Consider the following 17,464-nt stretch of genomic DNA (forward strand, 5'->3'; position numbering starts at 1 on the left):
GCACCGAAGTTCGCACGGAAGTTTCGACGCGCGGGCATTAAGCTCGAATCTCGTGAGCTCAGACATCACCGGAACCGCGGCCTGGCAGAAATTGCGTGATCATCACGCCCAGATTCAGACCGTCCATCTTCGAGAGCTCTTCGAGAAGGACCCGGCACGCGGACAGGAACTCACCGTCTCGGCCGGCGACCTGTACATCGACTACAGCAAGCACCGCATCGACCGCGACACGATCGGGTTGCTGCTCGAGTTGGCGCGCAGCGTCGACCTGGAGGCCCGCCGTGACGCGATGTTCGCGGGCGAGCACATCAATACGTCCGAGGACCGCGCCGTCCTCCACACCGCGCTGAGGCTGCCTGCCGACGCGTCTCTCGTCGTCGACGGTCAGGACGTCGTTGCCGACGTCCACGACGTCCTCGATCGCATGGGCGATTTCACCGATCGGGTGCGCTCCGGCGAATGGCGCGGCGCGACGGGCGAGCGAATCAAGACCGTCGTCAACATCGGCATCGGCGGATCGGATCTGGGTCCGGTGATGGTGTACCGCGCGCTGCGGCACTACGCCGACGCCGGCATCAGCGTCCGGTTCATCTCCAACGTCGATCCCGCCGACCTGGTGCGCAGCCTGAACGGCCTCGACCCGGCCACCACCCTGTTCATCGTGGCGTCCAAGACGTTCTCGACCCTCGAGACGCTCACCAACGCCACGGCCGCCCGGCGGTGGCTGCTCGGCGGCCTGGGCCTCGGAAACGAAGCGGTCGCAAAGCATTTCGTCGCAGTCTCGACCCACGCGGACCGGGTGGCGGAGTTCGGCATCGACACGGCCAACATGTTCGGATTCTGGGATTGGGTCGGCGGCCGGTACTCGGTCGATTCCGCCATCGGACTGTCGGTGATGGCGGCGATCGGCAAGGAACGGTTCGCAGAGTTCCTTGCCGGATTCCACGCCGTGGACGAGCATTTCCGGACGGCGCCGCTCGAGGAGAACGCGCCGGTCCTGCTCGGCCTGATCGGACTCTGGTACTCGAACTTCTTCGGCGCCGAATCCCGTGCCGTGCTGCCGTATTCCAACGACCTCGTGCGGTTCGCGGCCTATCTGCAGCAGTTGACGATGGAATCGAACGGCAAGTCGGTCCGCGCCGACGGCTCCCCCGTCCCCGCGTCCACCGGCGAGATCTTCTGGGGCGAACCCGGAACCAACGGTCAGCACGCCTTCTACCAGCTCCTGCACCAGGGCACGCGGCTCGTGCCTGCCGATTTCATCGGTTTCGGCGAGCCCACCGACGACCTGCCCACCGCCGACGGCACGGGCAGCATGCACGACCTGCTGATGAGCAACTTCTTCGCGCAGACGAAGGTCCTGGCGTTCGGCAAGACGGCCGAGGAGATCGCGGCCGAAGGCACCCCGGAAGAGCTGGTGCCACACAAGGTCATGCCCGGCAACCGGCCGTCCACGACGATCCTCGCGCCGAAGCTCACGCCGTCGGTGATCGGGCAGCTGATCGCCCTGTACGAGCACCAGGTGTTCGTCGAGGGTGTCGTGTGGGGCATCGACTCGTTCGACCAGTGGGGTGTCGAACTCGGCAAAACCCAGGCCGTGGAGCTGCAGCCGGTGCTCACCGCCGCGGAAGAGCCCGCCGCGCAGAGCGATTCGTCGACGGACAGCCTGGTGCGCTGGTACCGCCGTCAGCGCGGACGGGCCTGACTCACCAGCTCTCGGTGGTGTAGACCCGGCCGGAGCGGTCCACCAGCCGGGCGCGCAGTTCGTGCTGTTCGATCCACCGGATCGCGCCGATGCCGCGGGCGAGGGCGGCGACGCTGGCCGCATACGCCCAGAGTGCGTCGTCAGCGATCACCGTCACCGTCTCCCATTCGGTGGCGGTGGGTGGTTCGGTGACCGGCGGCGCGACCGCCGTCGCCATCGCCGTCCCGTTCACCAGTTCGACCTCGCCGTCGCCGGGCACCGGGATCTGCCACCCGCCGGCGGGACAGTGCCCGGCCGTCGCGATGACGTCGCCGATACGCACGGCGGCCCCGCACTCTAGCTGCCGGGCGACCAGTTCCGCCGCCCGATCCACCGTGTCGGCCTTGGCGGTGTCGGTGATGTCGAACGACGCGCCCCACGGCGCGAACACGACGTCGTCGTCGATCTGGACGTCGAGGAAACTGGGTTCCGGGTGCACGGTGGGGATCAGGTCCTCGTCGGGGGATTCGGTGGCGAGCGGGTTCACCACCCCGTCGGTCATCCGGGCCGCCCAGAGCGCAGAACGCAGCAGTGCGGACATCCGCCTGCTGACCTTGACCGGCGCACCCTGGGACAGGTTCACGGCGTGGATCTCCGCGTCGCCGCGGTGGATGTCGCAGACCGATTCGGCCTCGTCGATGACGGCCGCGATCAGCGCTGCGGCCTCCGGAAGGGCAGCGCCCTCGGTGACGTCGACCTCCACGACGGAACCCCACACCTTCCATTTCTCGACGCTAACCATGGTGTTCTCCGTGTGCGGTCCCGTACAGCGCTGCACTTCCAGTATGCGCCGGTTGTCCAGAGGCCGACCTCCGGCGACCGACGCAACCGGTCGTACACTTCGCTGGTGAGCGCCCGATTGAGCGTCGTCGACGAGATGTTCCTGCGCACCCACCGGGGGTGGGGAACGCCGATCGTGATGCAGGGACTGTGGCGCACCGACGGCAGGGTGGACGCCGCGACTCTCGATTCCCTGATCGCCGACCTCACGCGGGGACCGCTGGGCAGGCGGGTGGTGCGCCCGCGGGTCCCCGGCGCGCGGCCCCGGTTCGAGCCGAGCGCGGACGCCTTTCCCGTCGAATACGCGGAGATCGAGGCAGGCGCGGTCCTGGCCTGGGCAGACGAGCAGGCCTCGTTGCCGGTGGACCCCGAGCGCGGTCCGGGCTGGCGGCTGGCCTGCGCACGTCCGGCCGGCGGGGGCACGGTGCTGTCGCTGGTGTGTTCCCACGTGATCGCGGACGCACGCGGACTGGCGGCCGCGATCGCGGCGGCCCTGCAGGGCGTGCCGACGTCGGACGCGAGTGGCGCGGACGGCGCGGTCGCGGACATGTGGGACGCCACCCGGCTCGCGCGCCGCGTGACGGAGGGGACGGCCCGTGCGGTCGCCGGTCTGGTGGTCAGCGGGTCCCGTCGCGCGGAACTGCGCCGCTTCCTGCACGTGAGTGGCAAAGCGTCCCCCGGCACTCTTTGCCACTCACCTGTGGGGGTGGTGCTGGACGTGGACGCCGAGCGGTGGGACGCCGTCGCGGAGCAGGCGGGCGGCACCCCGAACAGCCTCTTCCTGGCAGTGGTGGCCGAGTTGGCGCGGCGGGACGGCGAGACCCGGCCGCTGACGATCAGCGTTCCGATGGATCTGCGCGGCCAAGGCGACCCGACGGGCACCGCGAACTCCGTCGCCCTGGTCGAGGTGGACATGTCCCCGAAGGACACCGTCGGGGACGTGCGGGCGAAAAGCCGTGCGGCGTTCTCCGCACCCGCGATGACGAGCCCGGCCGGTTTCCCGGAGGAAATGCTGCAACTGGTGCCCGACCGGGTGGCGCACGCCCTCACCGGCAACCCCGGCGAGCGCGACGTGCTGTGTTCCAACATCGGACCGCTGCCCGACGCGCTCGTCACGATCGGTGGTCACCGGACCACCGGCATCGCGACCCGCGCCGTGCACCCGGGTGTCGTGACCAGCCGCACCCGGCTGTCCGCCTATCTCAGCCGCTTCGGCGGCAGCTACTCCCTCGCGCTCGAGTCGCTGGACAGCCCGGACCGCGCGGCCCTCCGCGAGCGGGCGGGCGAGGTCCTCGCCCGGCACGGGCTCACCGCTCGGGCCTGGTAACGGCTATGGACTCGGTCGTGAGATCGGTGTACGGCTGCCGCGCCGACTCCGGATCGCCGTATGTGATCGCCCGCTCCCGTCGCGTCCGCGACGCCAGCGTGACCGCCCAGTTGAGCAGGGTGCCGAACCGGTTGCGGTACCCGGCGAGGAACGCGATGTGGATGGCACCCCAGGACACCCAGCCCAGGAACCCGGACATCCGGATCGGGCCGGCCTGGAGCAGTGCATGCCTGCGGGCGATGTACGCGGCGCTGCCGAGGTCGCGGTACTTGAAGGGTTTGCGGTCGGGTGTTCCGCCCTCGATCGTGCGGGCGATGCACCCTCCGACGTGCCTGCCGCCCTGCATCGCGACCTCGGCCACACCGGGGAGGTCGTTCAGCGACATCAGGTCGCCGATCACCCAGACGTTCGGATGTCCGGGCACCGTGAGGTCGGGTTCGACGGCGATGCGCCCGCCCTGAATCTGCTTGACGCCGAGCGCATTCGCGAGAGCGGCGGCGAACGGCACGGCCTCGACGCCCGCGGTCCACAGGACCGTGCGGGCCCCGTAGCGCTTCTTGGTGCGGGCCGCGTTCTTGGCGGTGGTCTCGATGCTGGTCTCGCAGACGTCGGTGACGTGCACGCCGAGGTGCGTTTCGACGCCGACCTTGTCCAGGGTCCGCTGCGCCGCCGCGGACAGTTTCCGGTTGAACGACTGCAGAACGCGGTCGCCGCCGTGGAACAGCAGCACCCGGGCCTCGCAGGGATCGATGGACTGGAACTCGTTGGCGAGGGCGTGCATTGCGAGTTCCCGGATCTGGCCTGCCAGTTCGACGCCGGTGGGTCCCCCGCCCGCGACGGCGAACGTCAGCCACGGCCTGCGTTCCTCCGCGGTGGGCAGCGATTCGGCCATCTCGAAGGCGCAGATCAGTTTTCGGCGAATGGCGAGTGCGTCGTCGAGGGTCTTCATCCCCGGCGCCCACTGGATGTACTCGTCGTGCCCGTGGTACGCCTGCCGCATGCCCGCCGCGACGATCAGGTAGTCGTAGGGAAGTTCGAACGTGGAGCCGTCGAATCGGCTGGCGGTCAGGACCCGGCCGACCGCGTCGATGCCCTGCGCCTCGCCGAGGGCGACGTGCACGTTGCGGACCCCGCGCAGCAGGTGGCGCAGCGGGCTGCTGATCTCGCCCTCGGACAGCAGGCCAGTCGCGCACTGGTACAGCAGCGGCTGGAAGACGTGGCTGGTTCCGCGGTCGAGCAGGGTGACGTCCACGTCGACGCCGCGGAGCCGGCGGGCCGCGTAGATGCCGCCGAACCCTCCCCCGACGATGACGACCCGCGGTCGCGAACGCTGCAGGCCGAGGGACGAGGATTCCTGGGCGGTCGTCATAGGTCAGTCCTACACGAACCGGGATGTCCACGCATGAGGAAGGAACCGCAACGCGACGTCGATTCCCCGCCACTTGATGCCCGGCAGCGCAGCACGGTTCGTCTCCTTCTCGATGGCCGACACCATCGCGTCGACGCCGTCGCCGAGGGTTGCCGTCAGCGCGGAACTGTCGCCGGCCTTGCTCGACATGTCGGTGGCGATGTACCCGGGAAGCAGCGTGGTGACCACGATCGGGCTCTTCGCCAGTTCCGCGGTCAGCGCCTCGCCGAGGGCCGACACCCCGGCCTTGCTCGCCGAGTACGCCGCCTTCGGGCCGGGCAGACCCCGGTCCGCGCTGACCGAGGACACGAGCACCAGGTGCCCGGAGTTCTGCTTGCGGAAGATGCCGAGCGCCGCCTCACACTGCGACAGGGCGCCGACGAAGTTGGTGCGGGCGGTGGCGAGATTGGCGTCGGCCCGGCCCGTTCCGATCCTGGCGCCCCTGCCGAGACCGGCGTTGACGACGACGCGGTCGAGCCCGCCGAGTTCGTCGCGCAGTTCGCCGAAGACCCGCACGACGGCGTCGTGGTCGGTGACGTCGAGTTCGCGGACGGCGACGGCGATCTCGGGATGCGACGCCCGCAATTCGTCGCGGATGGCCTCGAGTCGTTCGACGCGGCGCGCGCACAGTGCGAGGTCCCGGCCCTGCGCCGCGAACCGGCGGGCCATCTCCTCGCCGAGCCCGGAGCTCGCACCCGTGATCAAAATCTTCTGCCGTGTCATCCCGACACAGTATCTACTCGGCGGTAACTACGCGGGAGGCCCGCCGGAACCTCTGACATCGCACACCGACCGGCTTACGGTTACAGGTATGACTGACTCCGGTAGCGGCGCGGAAGAGTTCGATGTCATCGTGATCGGCGGCGGTCCCGCGGGTGAGAACGCGGCGAGTTACGCCATCGCCGGCAGCGACCGCACCGCGGCGCTGATCGAGCACGAACTCGTCGGCGGCGAATGCTCCTACTGGGCCTGCATGCCCAGCAAGGCGCTGCTGCGTCCCGGGGAGGTCCTCGGCGCGGCCCGCAACATGCCCGGGGTGTCGGCCGGTCCGCTCGACGTGGACGCCGTGCTGGCACGCCGCGACTCGTTCACCAACAACCACGACGACTCGTCGCAGGTGATGTGGGCCGACGCGGCGGGGATCGACGTCATCCGGGGATCGGCACGCATCACCGGGGACCGCACGGTGACGGTCGGCGATTCCCGCGAGCTGCGCGCCCGGCACGCCGTCGTCGTCGCCACCGGGACGACCGCTACCGTCCCGGACACCCCCGGCCTGCGGGCGGCGTTGCCGTGGATCTCGCGGGACGCCACCAACCTGAGGGAGATTCCGCGCCGGGTCGCCGTGATCGGCGGCGGCGTCGTGGCCTGTGAGAGCGCGACGTGGCTGCTGGACCTCGGCGCCCAGGAACTGACGATGGTGGTCCGCGGCCGGGCGCTGCTCCCGAAGAACGAGCCGTTCGCCGGCGAACGGGTGGCCCGCAACCTGGAGAAGAAGGGTGCGCGGATCCTGTTCGGCGCGGACCTTCGCGGCGTCGAACGGGCCGACGCCCGCGACACCGGGATCGGCCGCATCCACGGCGGTCCGGTCACCCTGGACGTGGCGGGGCAGGACCCGCTCGTCGTCGACGAGATCGTCGTCGCGACCGGACGCACGCCGGCAACGTCGTCGCTCGGCCTCGACGCGCGGCTGCTGAACTCCCGCGGATACCTCACCACCGACGACCATCTGACGACGGCCGACGAGTGGTTGTACGCCGTCGGCGACGCCAACGGTCGCGCGCTGCTCACCCACATGGGCAAGTACCAGGGCCGCGTGTGCGGAGACGTGATCGCCGCCCGCGCCGAGGGCAGGCCGCTTAACGGCTCCCGATTCCGGGCCACCGCCGACCACGGGCAGGTCCCCCAGGTGGTGTTCGCCGATCCGGAGGTCTCGGCCGTCGGGATCACCGAGCAGGAGGCGCGCGACGCCGGCGTGGACGTCGAGACCGTGGAGGTCGACATCGCCGTCGCCGGCTCGTCCCTGTCCCGCGACGATTTCAGCGGTCACGCCAAACTCGTGGTCGATCGGGCCACCGACACCCTGGTCGGGGCGACGTTCGCGGGCACCGATGTCGCCGACCTCGTCCACGCCGCCACCGTCGCGCTGGTCGGGAAGGTGCCGCTCGACACGCTGTGGCACGCGGTCCCGTCGTACCCGACCGTGAGCGAGGTGTGGCTGCGACTGCTGGAGGCGCGGCGCTGACCCGGGACCGGAACACCCCGGCGGATGACAGCGTCTCCTCAGGCGGTCTCCGTATAGTCGCCGGCATGGCGTCTGACACTCTCACGACCGACACGCTGGTGAGGACGACCGCGGGGGTGGTCCGGGGCCGGCGCGTCGGCGACCTGGTCGCGTGGCGGGGAATTCCCTACGCCGCTCCCCCGGTGGGTCCGCTGCGGTTGCGCGCACCCCGGCCGGTCACGCCGTGGTCCGGTGAGCTCGACGCCACCGAGTTCGGCGACGCCGCCGTGCAACACAAGAAGTTCACCGCGCTGCGGCCGGGCAAATATCAGCCGAGCAGCGAGAACTGCCTGACGCTCAACGTGCTCGCCAGGCCCGGCACGTCCGGCGCGCGCCCGGTGATGGTGTTCATCCACGGCGGCGCGTACACGCTGGGCATGTCGGCCACCGCGCTCTACGGCGGCCAGTCGCTGGTCCACCGCGGCGACATCGTGTACGTGTCGATCAACTACCGACTCGGATCCCTCGGATACCTCGACTTCACCCAGTTCTCCACCCCCGAACGACCTTTCGACTCCAACCTCGGCCTCCGCGACCAGGTGGCCGCACTCGAATGGGTGCAACGCAACATCGCCGAATTCGGCGGCGACCCCGACAACGTCACCGTCTTCGGCGAATCCGCGGGCGCCAACGCCGTCACCACCCTGATGACCACACCCGCCGCGAAAGGCCTCTTCGCGCGGGCGATCTCGGAGAGTTCCGCGCCCGGCCTCGTCACCACAGCGGACCGGGCCGCCCGATGGGCATCCGACTACGTGATGCTGCTCGGAGCCGAACCCGGCACTGCCGCAGAGGCACTCGCGTCGTCACCCGTCGGCGCGCTGGGCCGGGCCGGGAACCGTCTCGGTGCGAAGGTGCTCTCGGAGACGCCGGGACTGCACCCGTTCGGACCCGTGATCGACGGCGACTTCCTGCCGAAGCCGCCGCTCGACGCGTTCGCCGACGGCTCGGCGCACCGGGTTCCGCTGATCATCGGCACCAACGCCAGCGAGGGCACCCTGTTCCCGAAATTCCTCGACGCACTGCCGACGGACCCCGACCGGATCGGGCGGATGTTCGCACTCACCGACCCCGCCGCCGAGGCCCGCGTCACCGCGGCGTATCCGGGCTACCCGGCACCGGACGCCGCCGTCGCCCTGGGCGGCGACCTGACGTTCTGGAGGCCGTCGATCGAACTGGCCGAGGCCCATTCCGCGTACGCCCCCACCTTCAGTTACCGCTTCGATTTCGCGCCGCGTGCGATGAAGTGGCTCGGCCTGGACGCCACGCACGGGTTCGAACTGTTCGCCGTGTTCGACGTCGCCGACACGCTGATCGGCCGCGGCCTCACCCTGCCGGGCGGACGACGTGGCCTGAAGGACGTGACGGATAATGTGCAGCGACACTGGCTGCACTTCGCCTCGCGGGGAACACCGTTGGTGTCGTGGCCGAAGTACGACACCGACCGGAGGGCAACACTCGTGTTCGACACCGTCTCCACCGTCCAGGACGACCCGCGCCGGGAGCGCAGGCTGGCATGGGAGGGGTACGCGGGTTACCACGGGCAGGGCCTGTGACCGCTCTGGAAGTCCACACCGATGCCGGCGCCGTCGGAGGGCGCCGGATCGACGACCTGGCGGCGTGGCGGGGAATCCCCTACGCCGCGCCCCCGGTCGGGCCGCTGCGGTTGCGGGCCCCGCACCCGGTCGAACCGTGGTCAGGAGTCCGGCGGGCCTTCCATTTCGGGTCCCCCGCACCGCAGGGCAGCGGGACCGACGAGGACTGTCTCACCCTCAACGTGCTCGCCCCCGGTTCCCCATCCGCCACGCCGCGACCGGTGATGGTGTTCATCCACGGCGGCGCCTACTCCGGCGGAACCTCGTCCTCGTCGCTGTACGGCGGACAGTCGCTGGTCCGCCGCGGCGACATCGTGTACGTGTCGATCAACTACCGACTCGGATCCCTCGGATACCTCGACTTCACCCAGTTCTCCACCCCCGAAAGACCTTTCGACTCCAACCTCGGCCTCCGCGACCAGGTGGCCGCACTCGAATGGGTGCAGCGCAACATCGCCGAATTCGGCGGCGACCCCGGCAACGTCACCGTCTTCGGCGAATCCGCGGGCGCCAACGCCGTCACCACCCTGATGACCACACCCGCCGCGAAAGGCCTGTTCGCGCGGGCCATTGCCGAGAGCCCGCCGGTGGCCTCCGCCTACCACCCCGACCGGGCGGCCCGGTGGTCGCGCGAATTCCTCGAGATCGCCGGGGTCCCGCTGTCCGAGGCCGCAACGTGGCTCGAGACCGCCGACCCGGCCGATTTCGTCGCGGCGGGGACGACGCTGGCGCACCGGGGCGCCGACGAGGAACCCGGAACCCGCGCGTTCGCGCCCGTCGTCGACGGCTTCTTCCTTCCCACCCACCCGCTCGACAGTTTCGCGACCGGATCCGGGCATCCCGTTCCGCTGATCATCGGCACGAACCGCCACGAGGGCAGGGTCTTTCCCCGGTTCCTGAACATCCTGCCCACCGATCCCACCCGGATCGACAAGATGTTCTCGCACGTGGACGCGTCGGTGAAGGAGCGGGCCATCGCGGCCTACCCCGGCTATCCACGCCGGCGGGCGGCCGCGGACCTCGGCGGCGACGTGACGTTCTGGGAACCGTCCGTCCTGTGCGCGCAGGGCCACACGACCGTCGCCCCGACGTACAGCTACCGGTACGACTTCGCACCCCGGTTGCTCCACGTCCTCGGGTTGGGCGCCACCCACGCCACGGAGTTGTACGCGGTGTTCGGGTTGACCGGGCCGTGGTCGCGGTTGCTCACCGCGCTCGGGGGACGCCGCGGGTTGCGGGCCGTCACCGACACCGTCCAGTCGCACTGGCTGCATTTCGCCCGCCACGGGACGCCCGCATCCGGTTGGCCGCGGTACTCGCCGGAGCGCCGGGAGACGCTGGTCATCGATGACACCAGCAGGGTGGAGAACGATCCGCTCGGTGAGCGCCGGCGGGCCTGGCTGGGCTACGAGCACCGGCGATAGCGGGACCGTCGGCTCGTTCCCCGTTGCGCCCCTCCCGGTTGCCCTACTCTCGTAGAGACCTGCATTCGGGAGGCGAGAATGACCGAGTCGAACGACCTCGCAGGCCGCACCATGGTGGTCACCGGCGCCACCTCGGGCCTCGGCCTGGAGACCTGCCGCCAATTCGCACAGCGCGGCGCCACCGTCGTCCTGGTCGGCCGGAACCAGGACAGGATCGACGCGGCGATCGCCGACCTGTCCGAGAGCGCGGACCGCGACAGGCTGAACTCGGCGCTGGCGGATCTGTCCTCGCTCGACCGGGTCCGCAAGCTGTCCGGGGAACTGCTGCATCGGTTCCCGCGAATCGACGTGCTGGTGAACAACGCGGGCGTCGACGTGGGGCAGCGCCGGCTGACGGTGGACGGAATCGAAGAGACGTTCGCCGTCAACTACCTCGCGCCGTTCGTCCTGGCGACGACACTGGCTCCGGCGATGGCGCGGGCGTCGACTGCCGACGCCGCCGGTTACCGGCGTCCGTCGCGGATCGTCGACATCACTTCGTCGGGACATCGCGGCGGCAGCCTCGACTTCGACGACCTCGACGGCGCGAAGGACACGTTCCACGGCCAGCGCGCGTACAACAACTCCAAGCTCGCCCTGACCCTGTTCACCCGAGAGTTGGCGCGCCGGTCCGATCCCGCGAGGCTCGTCGTCAATTGCGCCGACCCCGGATTCGTCCGCGGCACCGCCCTCGGCCGGGGTCTGCCGTTCGGCCACCAGGTGGTGGGCACACTCCTGACACCGTTCATGGCCGAGGTCGCCAAGGCAGCGGAGACCGCGGTGTGGACCGCCACCGCGACGGAGAGCGGCAAATTCACCGGCCAATACGTCAAGGGCTGCAAGGTCGTTCAGCCCGGCAAGGACGCACGGGACGCGGCGCTCGCCGCGCGGCTGTGGGACGCTACCGAGGCACTGCTCGCCGGCCGCGGTTGACGCTCGTCAGTTCGGATCCTCGAACAGCGACAGCACATTGCCGTGCGGATCCCGGAACCACGCGACCCGGATGCCGTCCGGTGCGAGCCAGGCCGCGTGCTCGTCCTGATCCATCCCCGGATACTCGGTGAACTCGATGCCCTTGCTGCGCAGCGAATCGACGACCCCGTTCAGATCGGCGACCTTCCACCCCAGCACCGTGTACCCGGTGTCTGATTTCGCCTGCACCAGCGTGACCCGGAGCAGGGCACCGTTGCAGTCGACGGCCAACGCGAACTCGTCCCGCGAGACGCGCGTCAGCCCCAGGGTCTCCACGTAGAACATCTCCGAGACGTCCAGGTCGGTGCTGGCCACGAAACTCACGAGCTCACCCTGAAGACTCATGAATCAACTGTGCCCCGCGCACCCGTGGACAGGCAAGAGTGCGGGGTCACCCGCGGCGGCATCCCGTGACCCGGGGCACACGGCCCGGGGACCGCAAGTTAACGTCGATTCGACAGGTCGTCTCGCACCGGAATGAGGAACTCGCGTGTCTGCTCCAGTTTCAGAGAAGAAGGGCCCCCTCGCGGGCATTCGCGTCGTCGAATTCGCAGGCCTCGGACCCGGCCCGCACGCCGCCGCCCTCCTGGCCGATCTGGGCGCCGACGTGGTCTGCGTCCAGCGCCCCGGAGTGATCCCGTCGGACGGTCCGTACGACCAGATCCAGCGCGGCCGCCGCGTCGTCGAGGCCAACCTGAAGGACCCCGCACAGGTCGAGAAGGTGCTCGGGCTGATCGAGCGCGCCGACGTCGTGATCGAGGGCTTCCGGCCCGGTGTCACCGAGCGCATGGGCCTGGGCCCGGACGTCTGTCTGGAGCGCAACGAGCGACTCGTGTACGGACGGATGACGGGCTGGGGCCAGGAAGGTCCACTGGCCAGCGCCGCCGGCCACGACATCAACTACATCTCGCTGACCGGCGTACTGCACGCCATCGGCCGCAAGGGTGAGCGTCCCGTGCCGCCGCTGAACATGGTCGGCGACTTCGGCGGCGGTTCGATGTTCCTGATCTTCGGGATCCTGTCCGCGCTGGTGGAACGCCAGTCGTCCGGCAAGGGGCAGGTCGTGGATGCGGCGATGGTCGACGGCGCGCTGGCGCTGTCGCACATGATGTGGGCGTTCCGCGGCCGCGGCGTCTGGTCCGACGAGCGGGGCGTCAACCTGCTCGACACCGGTGCGCCGTTCTACGACACGTACGAGACGTCCGACGGCAAGTACATGGCCGTGGGCTCGATCGAGCCGCAGTTCTACGCCCTGCTGCTGCAGGGCCTCGAACTCGACCCCGCCGAACTGCCGCAGCAGATGGACGTGTCCGCGTGGCCGCAGATGAAGAAGGTCTTCGCCGAGAAGTTCCTGTCGAAGACGCGCGACGAGTGGGCTGCGATTTTCCTCGGCACCGACGCCTGCGTGTCGCCGGTGCTGACGTTCTCGGAGGCGCCGTCCAACGAGCACATCGCCGCCCGCGGGTCGCTGATCGACCTCGACGGCGTCACCCAGCACGCCCCGGCACCCCGGTTCTCCCGCACCCCCGCCGGTGCTCCCACCCCGCCGGCCCGGCGGGGCGTCGACATCGACACCGTCTGGACCTGACGGCAGGTGAGTGGCAAAGCGTGCTCGAGTACGCTTTGCCACTCACGTGCTCAGACGACGAGCGACGGCTCCGCGAGCTCACGGTCGACGGCCAGCGTCTCGTACGCCGCCGCGATGCCGTCGACGCCGCGGCGCAACTCGTCCGACGTCCGCGCGTACGGGAGCCGCACGAACCGCTCGAACGCACCCTCCACCCCGAACCGCGGTCCCGCCGCCAGCAGCACCCCGAAGTTGGGGGCCGTCGCGGCCAGCGCCGTCGAGACCGGCGCAGGCATGCGCAGCCACAGCGACATCCCTCCCGAGCCGATGGTCGGGACCCAGTCCGGGAGGCGGTCGGCGAGCGCGTCGAGCATCGCGCTCCGCTGTTCCCGCAGCTCCGCCCGGCGACGCGCGAGGACGAGTTCGTCGTCGGTGAGCAGATGCGCCGCCGCGAGCTGGTCCATCACCGGGGTCCCCAGATCGACCGCCGCCCGCGCCCCGGCGAGCCGGGTGATCAGCGCCGGATCCGCGCGAATCCAGCCGACGCGGAGCCCACCCCAGAACGACTTGGCCGCCGACCCGATCGTCACGACTTCCGACTTCGCGGCCCCCTTGGCGTACGCCGCGACCGGCCCCGGTGACGGCTCGTCCAGCCACAGGTCGACCATCGTCTCGTCCACCACCAGCGTCATGCGGGTGTCGCGCGCGATCCGCGCCAGCTCGGCCCGCCCGGACGCGTCCAGGCACAGTCCGGTGGGGTTGTGGAAGTCCGGAATCAGATACGCCATCCGGGCCGCGGTCTGCCGGGCCGCGCTGCGGATTCCGTCGAGATCCCACGCCCCCGACGCACCGCCCTCCGGCCGCACGGGAACCGGGACCGGACGCGCGCCGACCCTGCGGATCGCCTCCAGCGCGTTGGGGTACGTGGGGTGATCGACCAGCACCCGCTCCCCCGGCGCCGTCAGCACGTTGAGGAGCAGCCGCAGCGCGTGCTGGGCACCGGACGTGACCATGATCTGCTCGGGCGACGTCTCCAGTCCCCGCGCCCGGTAGCGGGCCGCGATCACGTCCCGCAACGCGCCGATCCCCACCGGCTCCATCCCGTGCGTCGGCAGGAACTGCGGAAGTGATTGCAGCGCATAGGCGTAGGCCTGTTCGACCGCTTCGGCGGGCGCGGCCATCGCGGCGTAACTGAGATCGACCACCGCGCCGTCGGACCCGGGCTGGTGCGCCCGGAACATCAGCCCGTTCTGCCGCGCCCCGAGCGGCAACGCGACCGTGCTGCGCGACCCCTGCCTGCTGATGAGATACCCCTCGTCCCGGAGCACCGAGTACGACGACGTGATCGTGGTCCGGCTCAACTCCAGCACCGACGCCAGTTCGCGTTCGCTCGGCAACGCGACACCCAACGGGATGCGTCCGTCGTGCACGAGCAGGCGGATGCTCTCGGCCAGTGCCCGGTAGGCCGGTCGCGCCGCCGAGCGGCGGCCGCTGTCGTCCTGCCAGTTGCCGAGGTCCCTGGCCAGGGAGCGTGCTCCGAGTACACGAGTCATCATGCAGTCCAGTATCACCCTCTTGGCTATTCAACTCCAAGCCAGTTCTCGCGAAGCTCGGATCCATGACGACACTGATCACGCTCCTGTGCATGGCCCTCCTGGCCGCCGCGGTCGCGCATTACGGCCCCAAAGAGGGAGGTAAGGGCATGTTTCGCCTGGAGCAGTTCCGGATCGGAGCCCCTCTCGGCGGCATCTTCCCCGACCGGTCGAGCAGTCCAGAAGATCCGGACTGGCATGATCCGGGACCTCGGCGCCCCGACGGCCGCAGCAGCTGATCGACCTTCCGCCGACCACGGTTCACGGACGGTATGTGTCGGAGGTCGGAGGCATACTGGGTTGGTGACCACAGGAATCGCCCTGTTCGACACCGCCCTCGGCACCTGCGCCATCGCGTGGCGGGCCGCGGGGATCGTGGGTGTGCAATTGCCCGAGGGTTCACCCGAGTCCACCCGGCAGCGGCTCGAACACTGTTTCCCGGACGCGGTGGAGCACCAGCCGCCCACGCCGGTCCAGCAGGCCGTCGACGGAATACGCGAACATCTGGGCGGCGCACTCGACGATCTGCGGTGGATCGACCTCGACTTCGAGGGTGTCCCCGAATTCGACTGCCACGTATACGACATCACGCGCGCGATCGACCCGGGTACCACCCTCACCTACGGCGACATCGCGCGGCGGAACTGGGCAAGCCGGGCGCCGCGCAGGCCGTCGGTCAGGCGCTGGGCCGCAACCCGCTGCCGGTCGTGATCCCGTGCCATCGCGTCCTCGCCGCGGGCGGGCAGGTGGGCGGCTTCTCCGCCGGTGGCGGCACCCTCACCAAACGCGAATTGCTGGCCCTCGAGCACACTCCCGGTTTCGACGACCCGGTGCTGTTCTGATCGGCTCCTGCGTATCGGCGACGAGTTCGCGCGCCATCGCGGCGGCCGCGGCCATCCTGTCGCCGCCGGGAACCCGGAGGGTCCGCACGACCCGCTGATCCGCGTTCACAACGGCACATCCCAGCACGAACGCCTGCCCGCCGGCGACGATCGCCCGCTCCACGGCATGGATGAATGCATCCACCGTCGACCTCGGATCGCCCTCGAAGACCCAGGCACCGAGATCCGTCGACACCACCGCCACGCACCGGCAGGCGTCCACCGGATCGTGCCCGGAACCGAACGACTCCAGGACGGTGGCCGCTGCGTGGAAGCTGTCGTACCACCGGTCGGCCGTTGTCCGGGTGCTCGCTGCGACAGTTCTGATCATCGGCTCGAATGTATCGCGGATCGCCGAATGTCGCATCGGTTGAATTCAACTGGACCGATGCCACATTCGGCGCGAGGAAACGGACTACCGCACCACGTCGCGGCGGACGATGGTCTCGTCGCGGCCGGGGCCGACGCCGATGCAGGAGATGTACGCACCCGACAGTTCCTCGAGACGCAGGACGTAGTTCTGCGCGTTCTTCGGAAGCTCCTCGAACGTCCGGGCGTGGGAGATGTCTTCCCACCAGCCGGGCATTTCTTCGTAGATCGGCTTCGCATGGTGAACGTCGGTCTGCGACATGGGCATCTCGTCGTGCCGCACACCGTCGACGTCGTAGCCGACGCAGATCGGGATGGTGTCGAGGCTGCTGAGCACGTCGAGCTTGGTGAGGAAGTAATCGGTGATGCCGTTGACACGCGTTGCGTAGCGGGCGATCACGGCGTCGAACCATCCGGTGCGCCGGGCACGGCCGGTGGTGACACCCACCTCGCCGCCGGTCTTGGCGAGGTATTCGCCGTTCTGGTCGAACAGTTCGGTCGGGAACGGGCCCGAACCGACGCGGGTGGTGTACGCCTTGAGGATGCCCAGCACCGTCGTGATCTTGGTGGGGCCGATGCCCGAACCGACCGCTGCGCCACCGGACGTCGGGTTGGACGACGTCACGTACGGGTAGGTGCCGTGGTCGACGTCGAGGAGCGTGCCCTGCGAACCCTCCAGCAGCACCGTCTCGCCGCGTTCGAGCGCCTCGTTGAGCTGCAGACGCGTGTCCGCGATGCGGTGCTTGAAACCGTCGGCCTGCTCGAGCACCTCGTCGACGACCTGCTGCGGGTCGAGGGCCTTGCGGTTGTAGATCTTGACGAGCACCTGGTTCTTGAACTCGAGTGCCGCCTCGACCTTCTGGGTGAGGATCTTTTCGTCCAGCACGTCCTGCACGCGGACGCCGACACGCGCGAGTTTGTCCTGGTAGCAGGGCCCGATGCCGCGGCCGGTGGTGCCGATCTTCTTGGCCCCGAGGAAGCGTTCGGTGACCTTGTCGATGGCAACGTGGTACGGCATGATCAGGTGCGCATCGGCCGAGAGCAGCAGGCGGCTGGTGTCCACGCTCCGCTGTTCGAGTCCGGCGAGTTCGGTGAGCAGCACTCCCGGGTCCACCACGACACCGTTTCCGATGACGTTCGTGACTCCCGGAGTGAGGATTCCGGACGGGATGAGATGCAGTGCGAACTTGTCGCCGTTCGGAAGTACCACTGTGTGTCCGGCGTTGTTACCGCCCTGGTAGCGCACCACCCACTGCAGGCGTCCGCCCAGTAGATCGGTCGCTTTGCCCTTGCCCTCGTCGCCCCACTGGGCGCCGATCAGGACGATTGCCGGCATGACGTTGTCTCCTACGGTCGACGTACAGTCGTATCCGACTGCGTGGTCCTGCCGTTCGTAGGCAGTGGCCGGGGGAACAGTCTAGCCGAGGGCACGGAGAACAGACCCCACAGTACGGCTGAGGAGGCCAACTCGGGCGTGCCACT

15 protein-coding genes and 1 pseudogene are annotated in these 17,464 nt (G+C 69.5%); 9 read left to right on the forward strand and 7 right to left on the reverse strand.

The window, feature by feature from the left end:
* Positions 1 to 52: 52 nt before the first annotated feature.
* Positions 53 to 1,705 (forward strand): glucose-6-phosphate isomerase, encoded by a 1,653-nt coding sequence (gene pgi, locus JWS13_RS13735; RefSeq protein WP_124389194.1) that lies wholly within the window; start codon positions 53 to 55, stop codon positions 1,703 to 1,705.
* A gap of 1 nt (position 1,706) precedes the next feature.
* On the opposite strand, the gene JWS13_RS13740 is transcribed toward pgi, so the two are convergent.
* Positions 1,707 to 2,486: an FAD:protein FMN transferase gene (locus JWS13_RS13740; protein WP_206005975.1), complete on the reverse strand. Its 780-nt coding sequence runs from the start codon at positions 2,484 to 2,486 to the stop codon at positions 1,707 to 1,709.
* A 105-nt stretch (positions 2,487 to 2,591) separates the two neighbouring features.
* Between JWS13_RS13740 and JWS13_RS13745 the strand changes: the two genes are divergently transcribed.
* Positions 2,592 to 3,851: a hypothetical protein gene (locus JWS13_RS13745; protein WP_206005976.1), complete on the forward strand. Its 1,260-nt coding sequence runs from the start codon at positions 2,592 to 2,594 to the stop codon at positions 3,849 to 3,851.
* Here the strand turns inward: JWS13_RS13745 and JWS13_RS13750 are convergent.
* Positions 3,832 to 5,220, reverse strand: a complete 1,389-nt coding sequence (locus JWS13_RS13750) for an NAD(P)/FAD-dependent oxidoreductase (protein ID WP_124389192.1) — start codon at positions 5,218 to 5,220, stop codon at positions 3,832 to 3,834. The genes JWS13_RS13745 and JWS13_RS13750 overlap by 20 nt on opposite strands.
* Before the next feature lie 9 nt (positions 5,221 to 5,229).
* Positions 5,230 to 5,982: an SDR family oxidoreductase gene (locus JWS13_RS13755; RefSeq protein WP_206005977.1), complete on the reverse strand. Its 753-nt coding sequence runs from the start codon at positions 5,980 to 5,982 to the stop codon at positions 5,230 to 5,232.
* Positions 5,983 to 6,070: 88 nt separating this feature from the next.
* Between JWS13_RS13755 and JWS13_RS13760 the strand changes: the two genes are divergently transcribed.
* The 4 genes from JWS13_RS13760 to JWS13_RS13775 all read left to right on the forward strand — a co-directional run bounded on the left by JWS13_RS13760 (position 6,071) and on the right by JWS13_RS13775 (position 11,534).
* Positions 6,071 to 7,504 (forward strand): dihydrolipoyl dehydrogenase family protein, encoded by a 1,434-nt coding sequence (locus tag JWS13_RS13760; RefSeq protein ID WP_206005978.1) that lies wholly within the window; start codon positions 6,071 to 6,073, stop codon positions 7,502 to 7,504.
* A 65-nt stretch (positions 7,505 to 7,569) separates the two neighbouring features.
* A complete protein-coding gene (locus tag JWS13_RS13765) occupies positions 7,570 to 9,099 on the forward strand; it encodes a carboxylesterase/lipase family protein (RefSeq protein WP_206005979.1) in 1,530 nt (509 codons plus the stop codon).
* Positions 9,060 to 10,562, forward strand: coding sequence for a carboxylesterase/lipase family protein (locus tag JWS13_RS13770; protein WP_241032180.1), 1,503 nt, complete (start codon positions 9,060 to 9,062; stop codon positions 10,560 to 10,562). Before JWS13_RS13765 ends, JWS13_RS13770 begins: the two co-directional genes overlap by 40 nt.
* Positions 10,563 to 10,640: 78 nt before the next feature.
* Positions 10,641 to 11,534, forward strand: a complete 894-nt coding sequence (locus JWS13_RS13775) for an SDR family NAD(P)-dependent oxidoreductase (protein ID WP_206005981.1) — start codon at positions 10,641 to 10,643, stop codon at positions 11,532 to 11,534.
* 6 nt (positions 11,535 to 11,540) lie between these two features.
* Here JWS13_RS13775 and JWS13_RS13780 read toward each other — a convergent pair whose 3' ends face one another.
* On the reverse strand, positions 11,541 to 11,918 hold the full coding sequence (locus JWS13_RS13780; RefSeq protein ID WP_087558718.1) for a VOC family protein: 378 nt from the start codon (positions 11,916 to 11,918) through the stop codon (positions 11,541 to 11,543).
* A gap of 145 nt (positions 11,919 to 12,063) precedes the next feature.
* On the opposite strand from JWS13_RS13780, the gene JWS13_RS13785 reads away from it, so the two are divergent.
* Complete coding sequence (locus tag JWS13_RS13785; protein ID WP_206005982.1) at positions 12,064 to 13,161, forward strand: CaiB/BaiF CoA transferase family protein; 1,098 nt, start codon at positions 12,064 to 12,066, stop codon at positions 13,159 to 13,161.
* A gap of 50 nt (positions 13,162 to 13,211) precedes the next feature.
* On the opposite strand, the gene yczR is transcribed toward JWS13_RS13785, so the two are convergent.
* Positions 13,212 to 14,696, reverse strand: a complete 1,485-nt coding sequence (gene yczR, locus JWS13_RS13790; protein ID WP_206005983.1) for a MocR-like transcription factor YczR — start codon at positions 14,694 to 14,696, stop codon at positions 13,212 to 13,214.
* Positions 14,697 to 14,758: 62 nt separating this feature from the next.
* On the opposite strand from yczR, the gene JWS13_RS13795 reads away from it, so the two are divergent.
* On the forward strand, positions 14,759 to 14,971 hold the full coding sequence (locus JWS13_RS13795; protein WP_241032181.1) for a hypothetical protein: 213 nt from the start codon (positions 14,759 to 14,761) through the stop codon (positions 14,969 to 14,971).
* Positions 14,972 to 15,035: 64 nt separating this feature from the next.
* Positions 15,036 to 15,574 (forward strand): annotated as a pseudogene (locus tag JWS13_RS13800) (methylated-DNA--[protein]-cysteine S-methyltransferase).
* Here the strand turns inward: JWS13_RS13800 and JWS13_RS13805 are convergent.
* Together JWS13_RS13805 and JWS13_RS13810 are read right to left on the reverse strand one after the other, a co-directional pair.
* Positions 15,510 to 15,944, reverse strand: a complete 435-nt coding sequence (locus JWS13_RS13805; protein WP_206005985.1) for a racemase — start codon at positions 15,942 to 15,944, stop codon at positions 15,510 to 15,512. The pseudogene JWS13_RS13800 and the gene JWS13_RS13805 overlap by 65 nt on opposite strands.
* An 84-nt stretch (positions 15,945 to 16,028) precedes the next feature.
* Complete coding sequence (locus JWS13_RS13810) at positions 16,029 to 17,318, reverse strand: adenylosuccinate synthase (RefSeq protein WP_206005987.1); 1,290 nt, start codon at positions 17,316 to 17,318, stop codon at positions 16,029 to 16,031.
* Positions 17,319 to 17,464 lie beyond the last annotated feature (146 nt).

This window comes from Rhodococcus pseudokoreensis (assembly GCF_017068395.1).
GTDB classification, from domain to species: Bacteria; Actinomycetota; Actinomycetes; order Mycobacteriales; family Mycobacteriaceae; genus Rhodococcus_F; species Rhodococcus_F pseudokoreensis.

What these genes read in the sequence shown, in the direction of transcription:
- JWS13_RS13740 (WP_206005975.1), bottom strand. Translation starts at nt 2,486, where the DNA reads ATGGTTAGCGTCGAGAAATGGAAGGTGTGGGGTTCCGTCGTGGAGGTC.
- JWS13_RS13750 (WP_124389192.1), bottom strand. Translation starts at nt 5,220, where the DNA reads ATGACGACCGCCCAGGAATCCTCGTCCCTCGGCCTGCAGCGTTCGCGA.
- JWS13_RS13755 (WP_206005977.1), bottom strand. Translation starts at nt 5,982, where the DNA reads ATGACACGGCAGAAGATTTTGATCACGGGTGCGAGCTCCGGGCTCGGC.
- JWS13_RS13760 (WP_206005978.1), top strand. Translation starts at nt 6,071, where the DNA reads ATGACTGACTCCGGTAGCGGCGCGGAAGAGTTCGATGTCATCGTGATC.
- JWS13_RS13765 (WP_206005979.1), top strand. Translation starts at nt 7,570, where the DNA reads ATGGCGTCTGACACTCTCACGACCGACACGCTGGTGAGGACGACCGCG.
- JWS13_RS13770 (WP_241032180.1), top strand. Translation starts at nt 9,060, where the DNA reads ATGGGAGGGGTACGCGGGTTACCACGGGCAGGGCCTGTGACCGCTCTG.
- JWS13_RS13775 (WP_206005981.1), top strand. Translation starts at nt 10,641, where the DNA reads ATGACCGAGTCGAACGACCTCGCAGGCCGCACCATGGTGGTCACCGGC.
- JWS13_RS13780 (WP_087558718.1), bottom strand. Translation starts at nt 11,918, where the DNA reads ATGAGTCTTCAGGGTGAGCTCGTGAGTTTCGTGGCCAGCACCGACCTG.
- yczR (WP_206005983.1), bottom strand. Translation starts at nt 14,696, where the DNA reads ATGATGACTCGTGTACTCGGAGCACGCTCCCTGGCCAGGGACCTCGGC.
- JWS13_RS13795 (WP_241032181.1), top strand. Translation starts at nt 14,759, where the DNA reads ATGACGACACTGATCACGCTCCTGTGCATGGCCCTCCTGGCCGCCGCG.
- JWS13_RS13805 (WP_206005985.1), bottom strand. Translation starts at nt 15,944, where the DNA reads ATGATCAGAACTGTCGCAGCGAGCACCCGGACAACGGCCGACCGGTGG.
- JWS13_RS13810 (WP_206005987.1), bottom strand. Translation starts at nt 17,318, where the DNA reads ATGCCGGCAATCGTCCTGATCGGCGCCCAGTGGGGCGACGAGGGCAAG.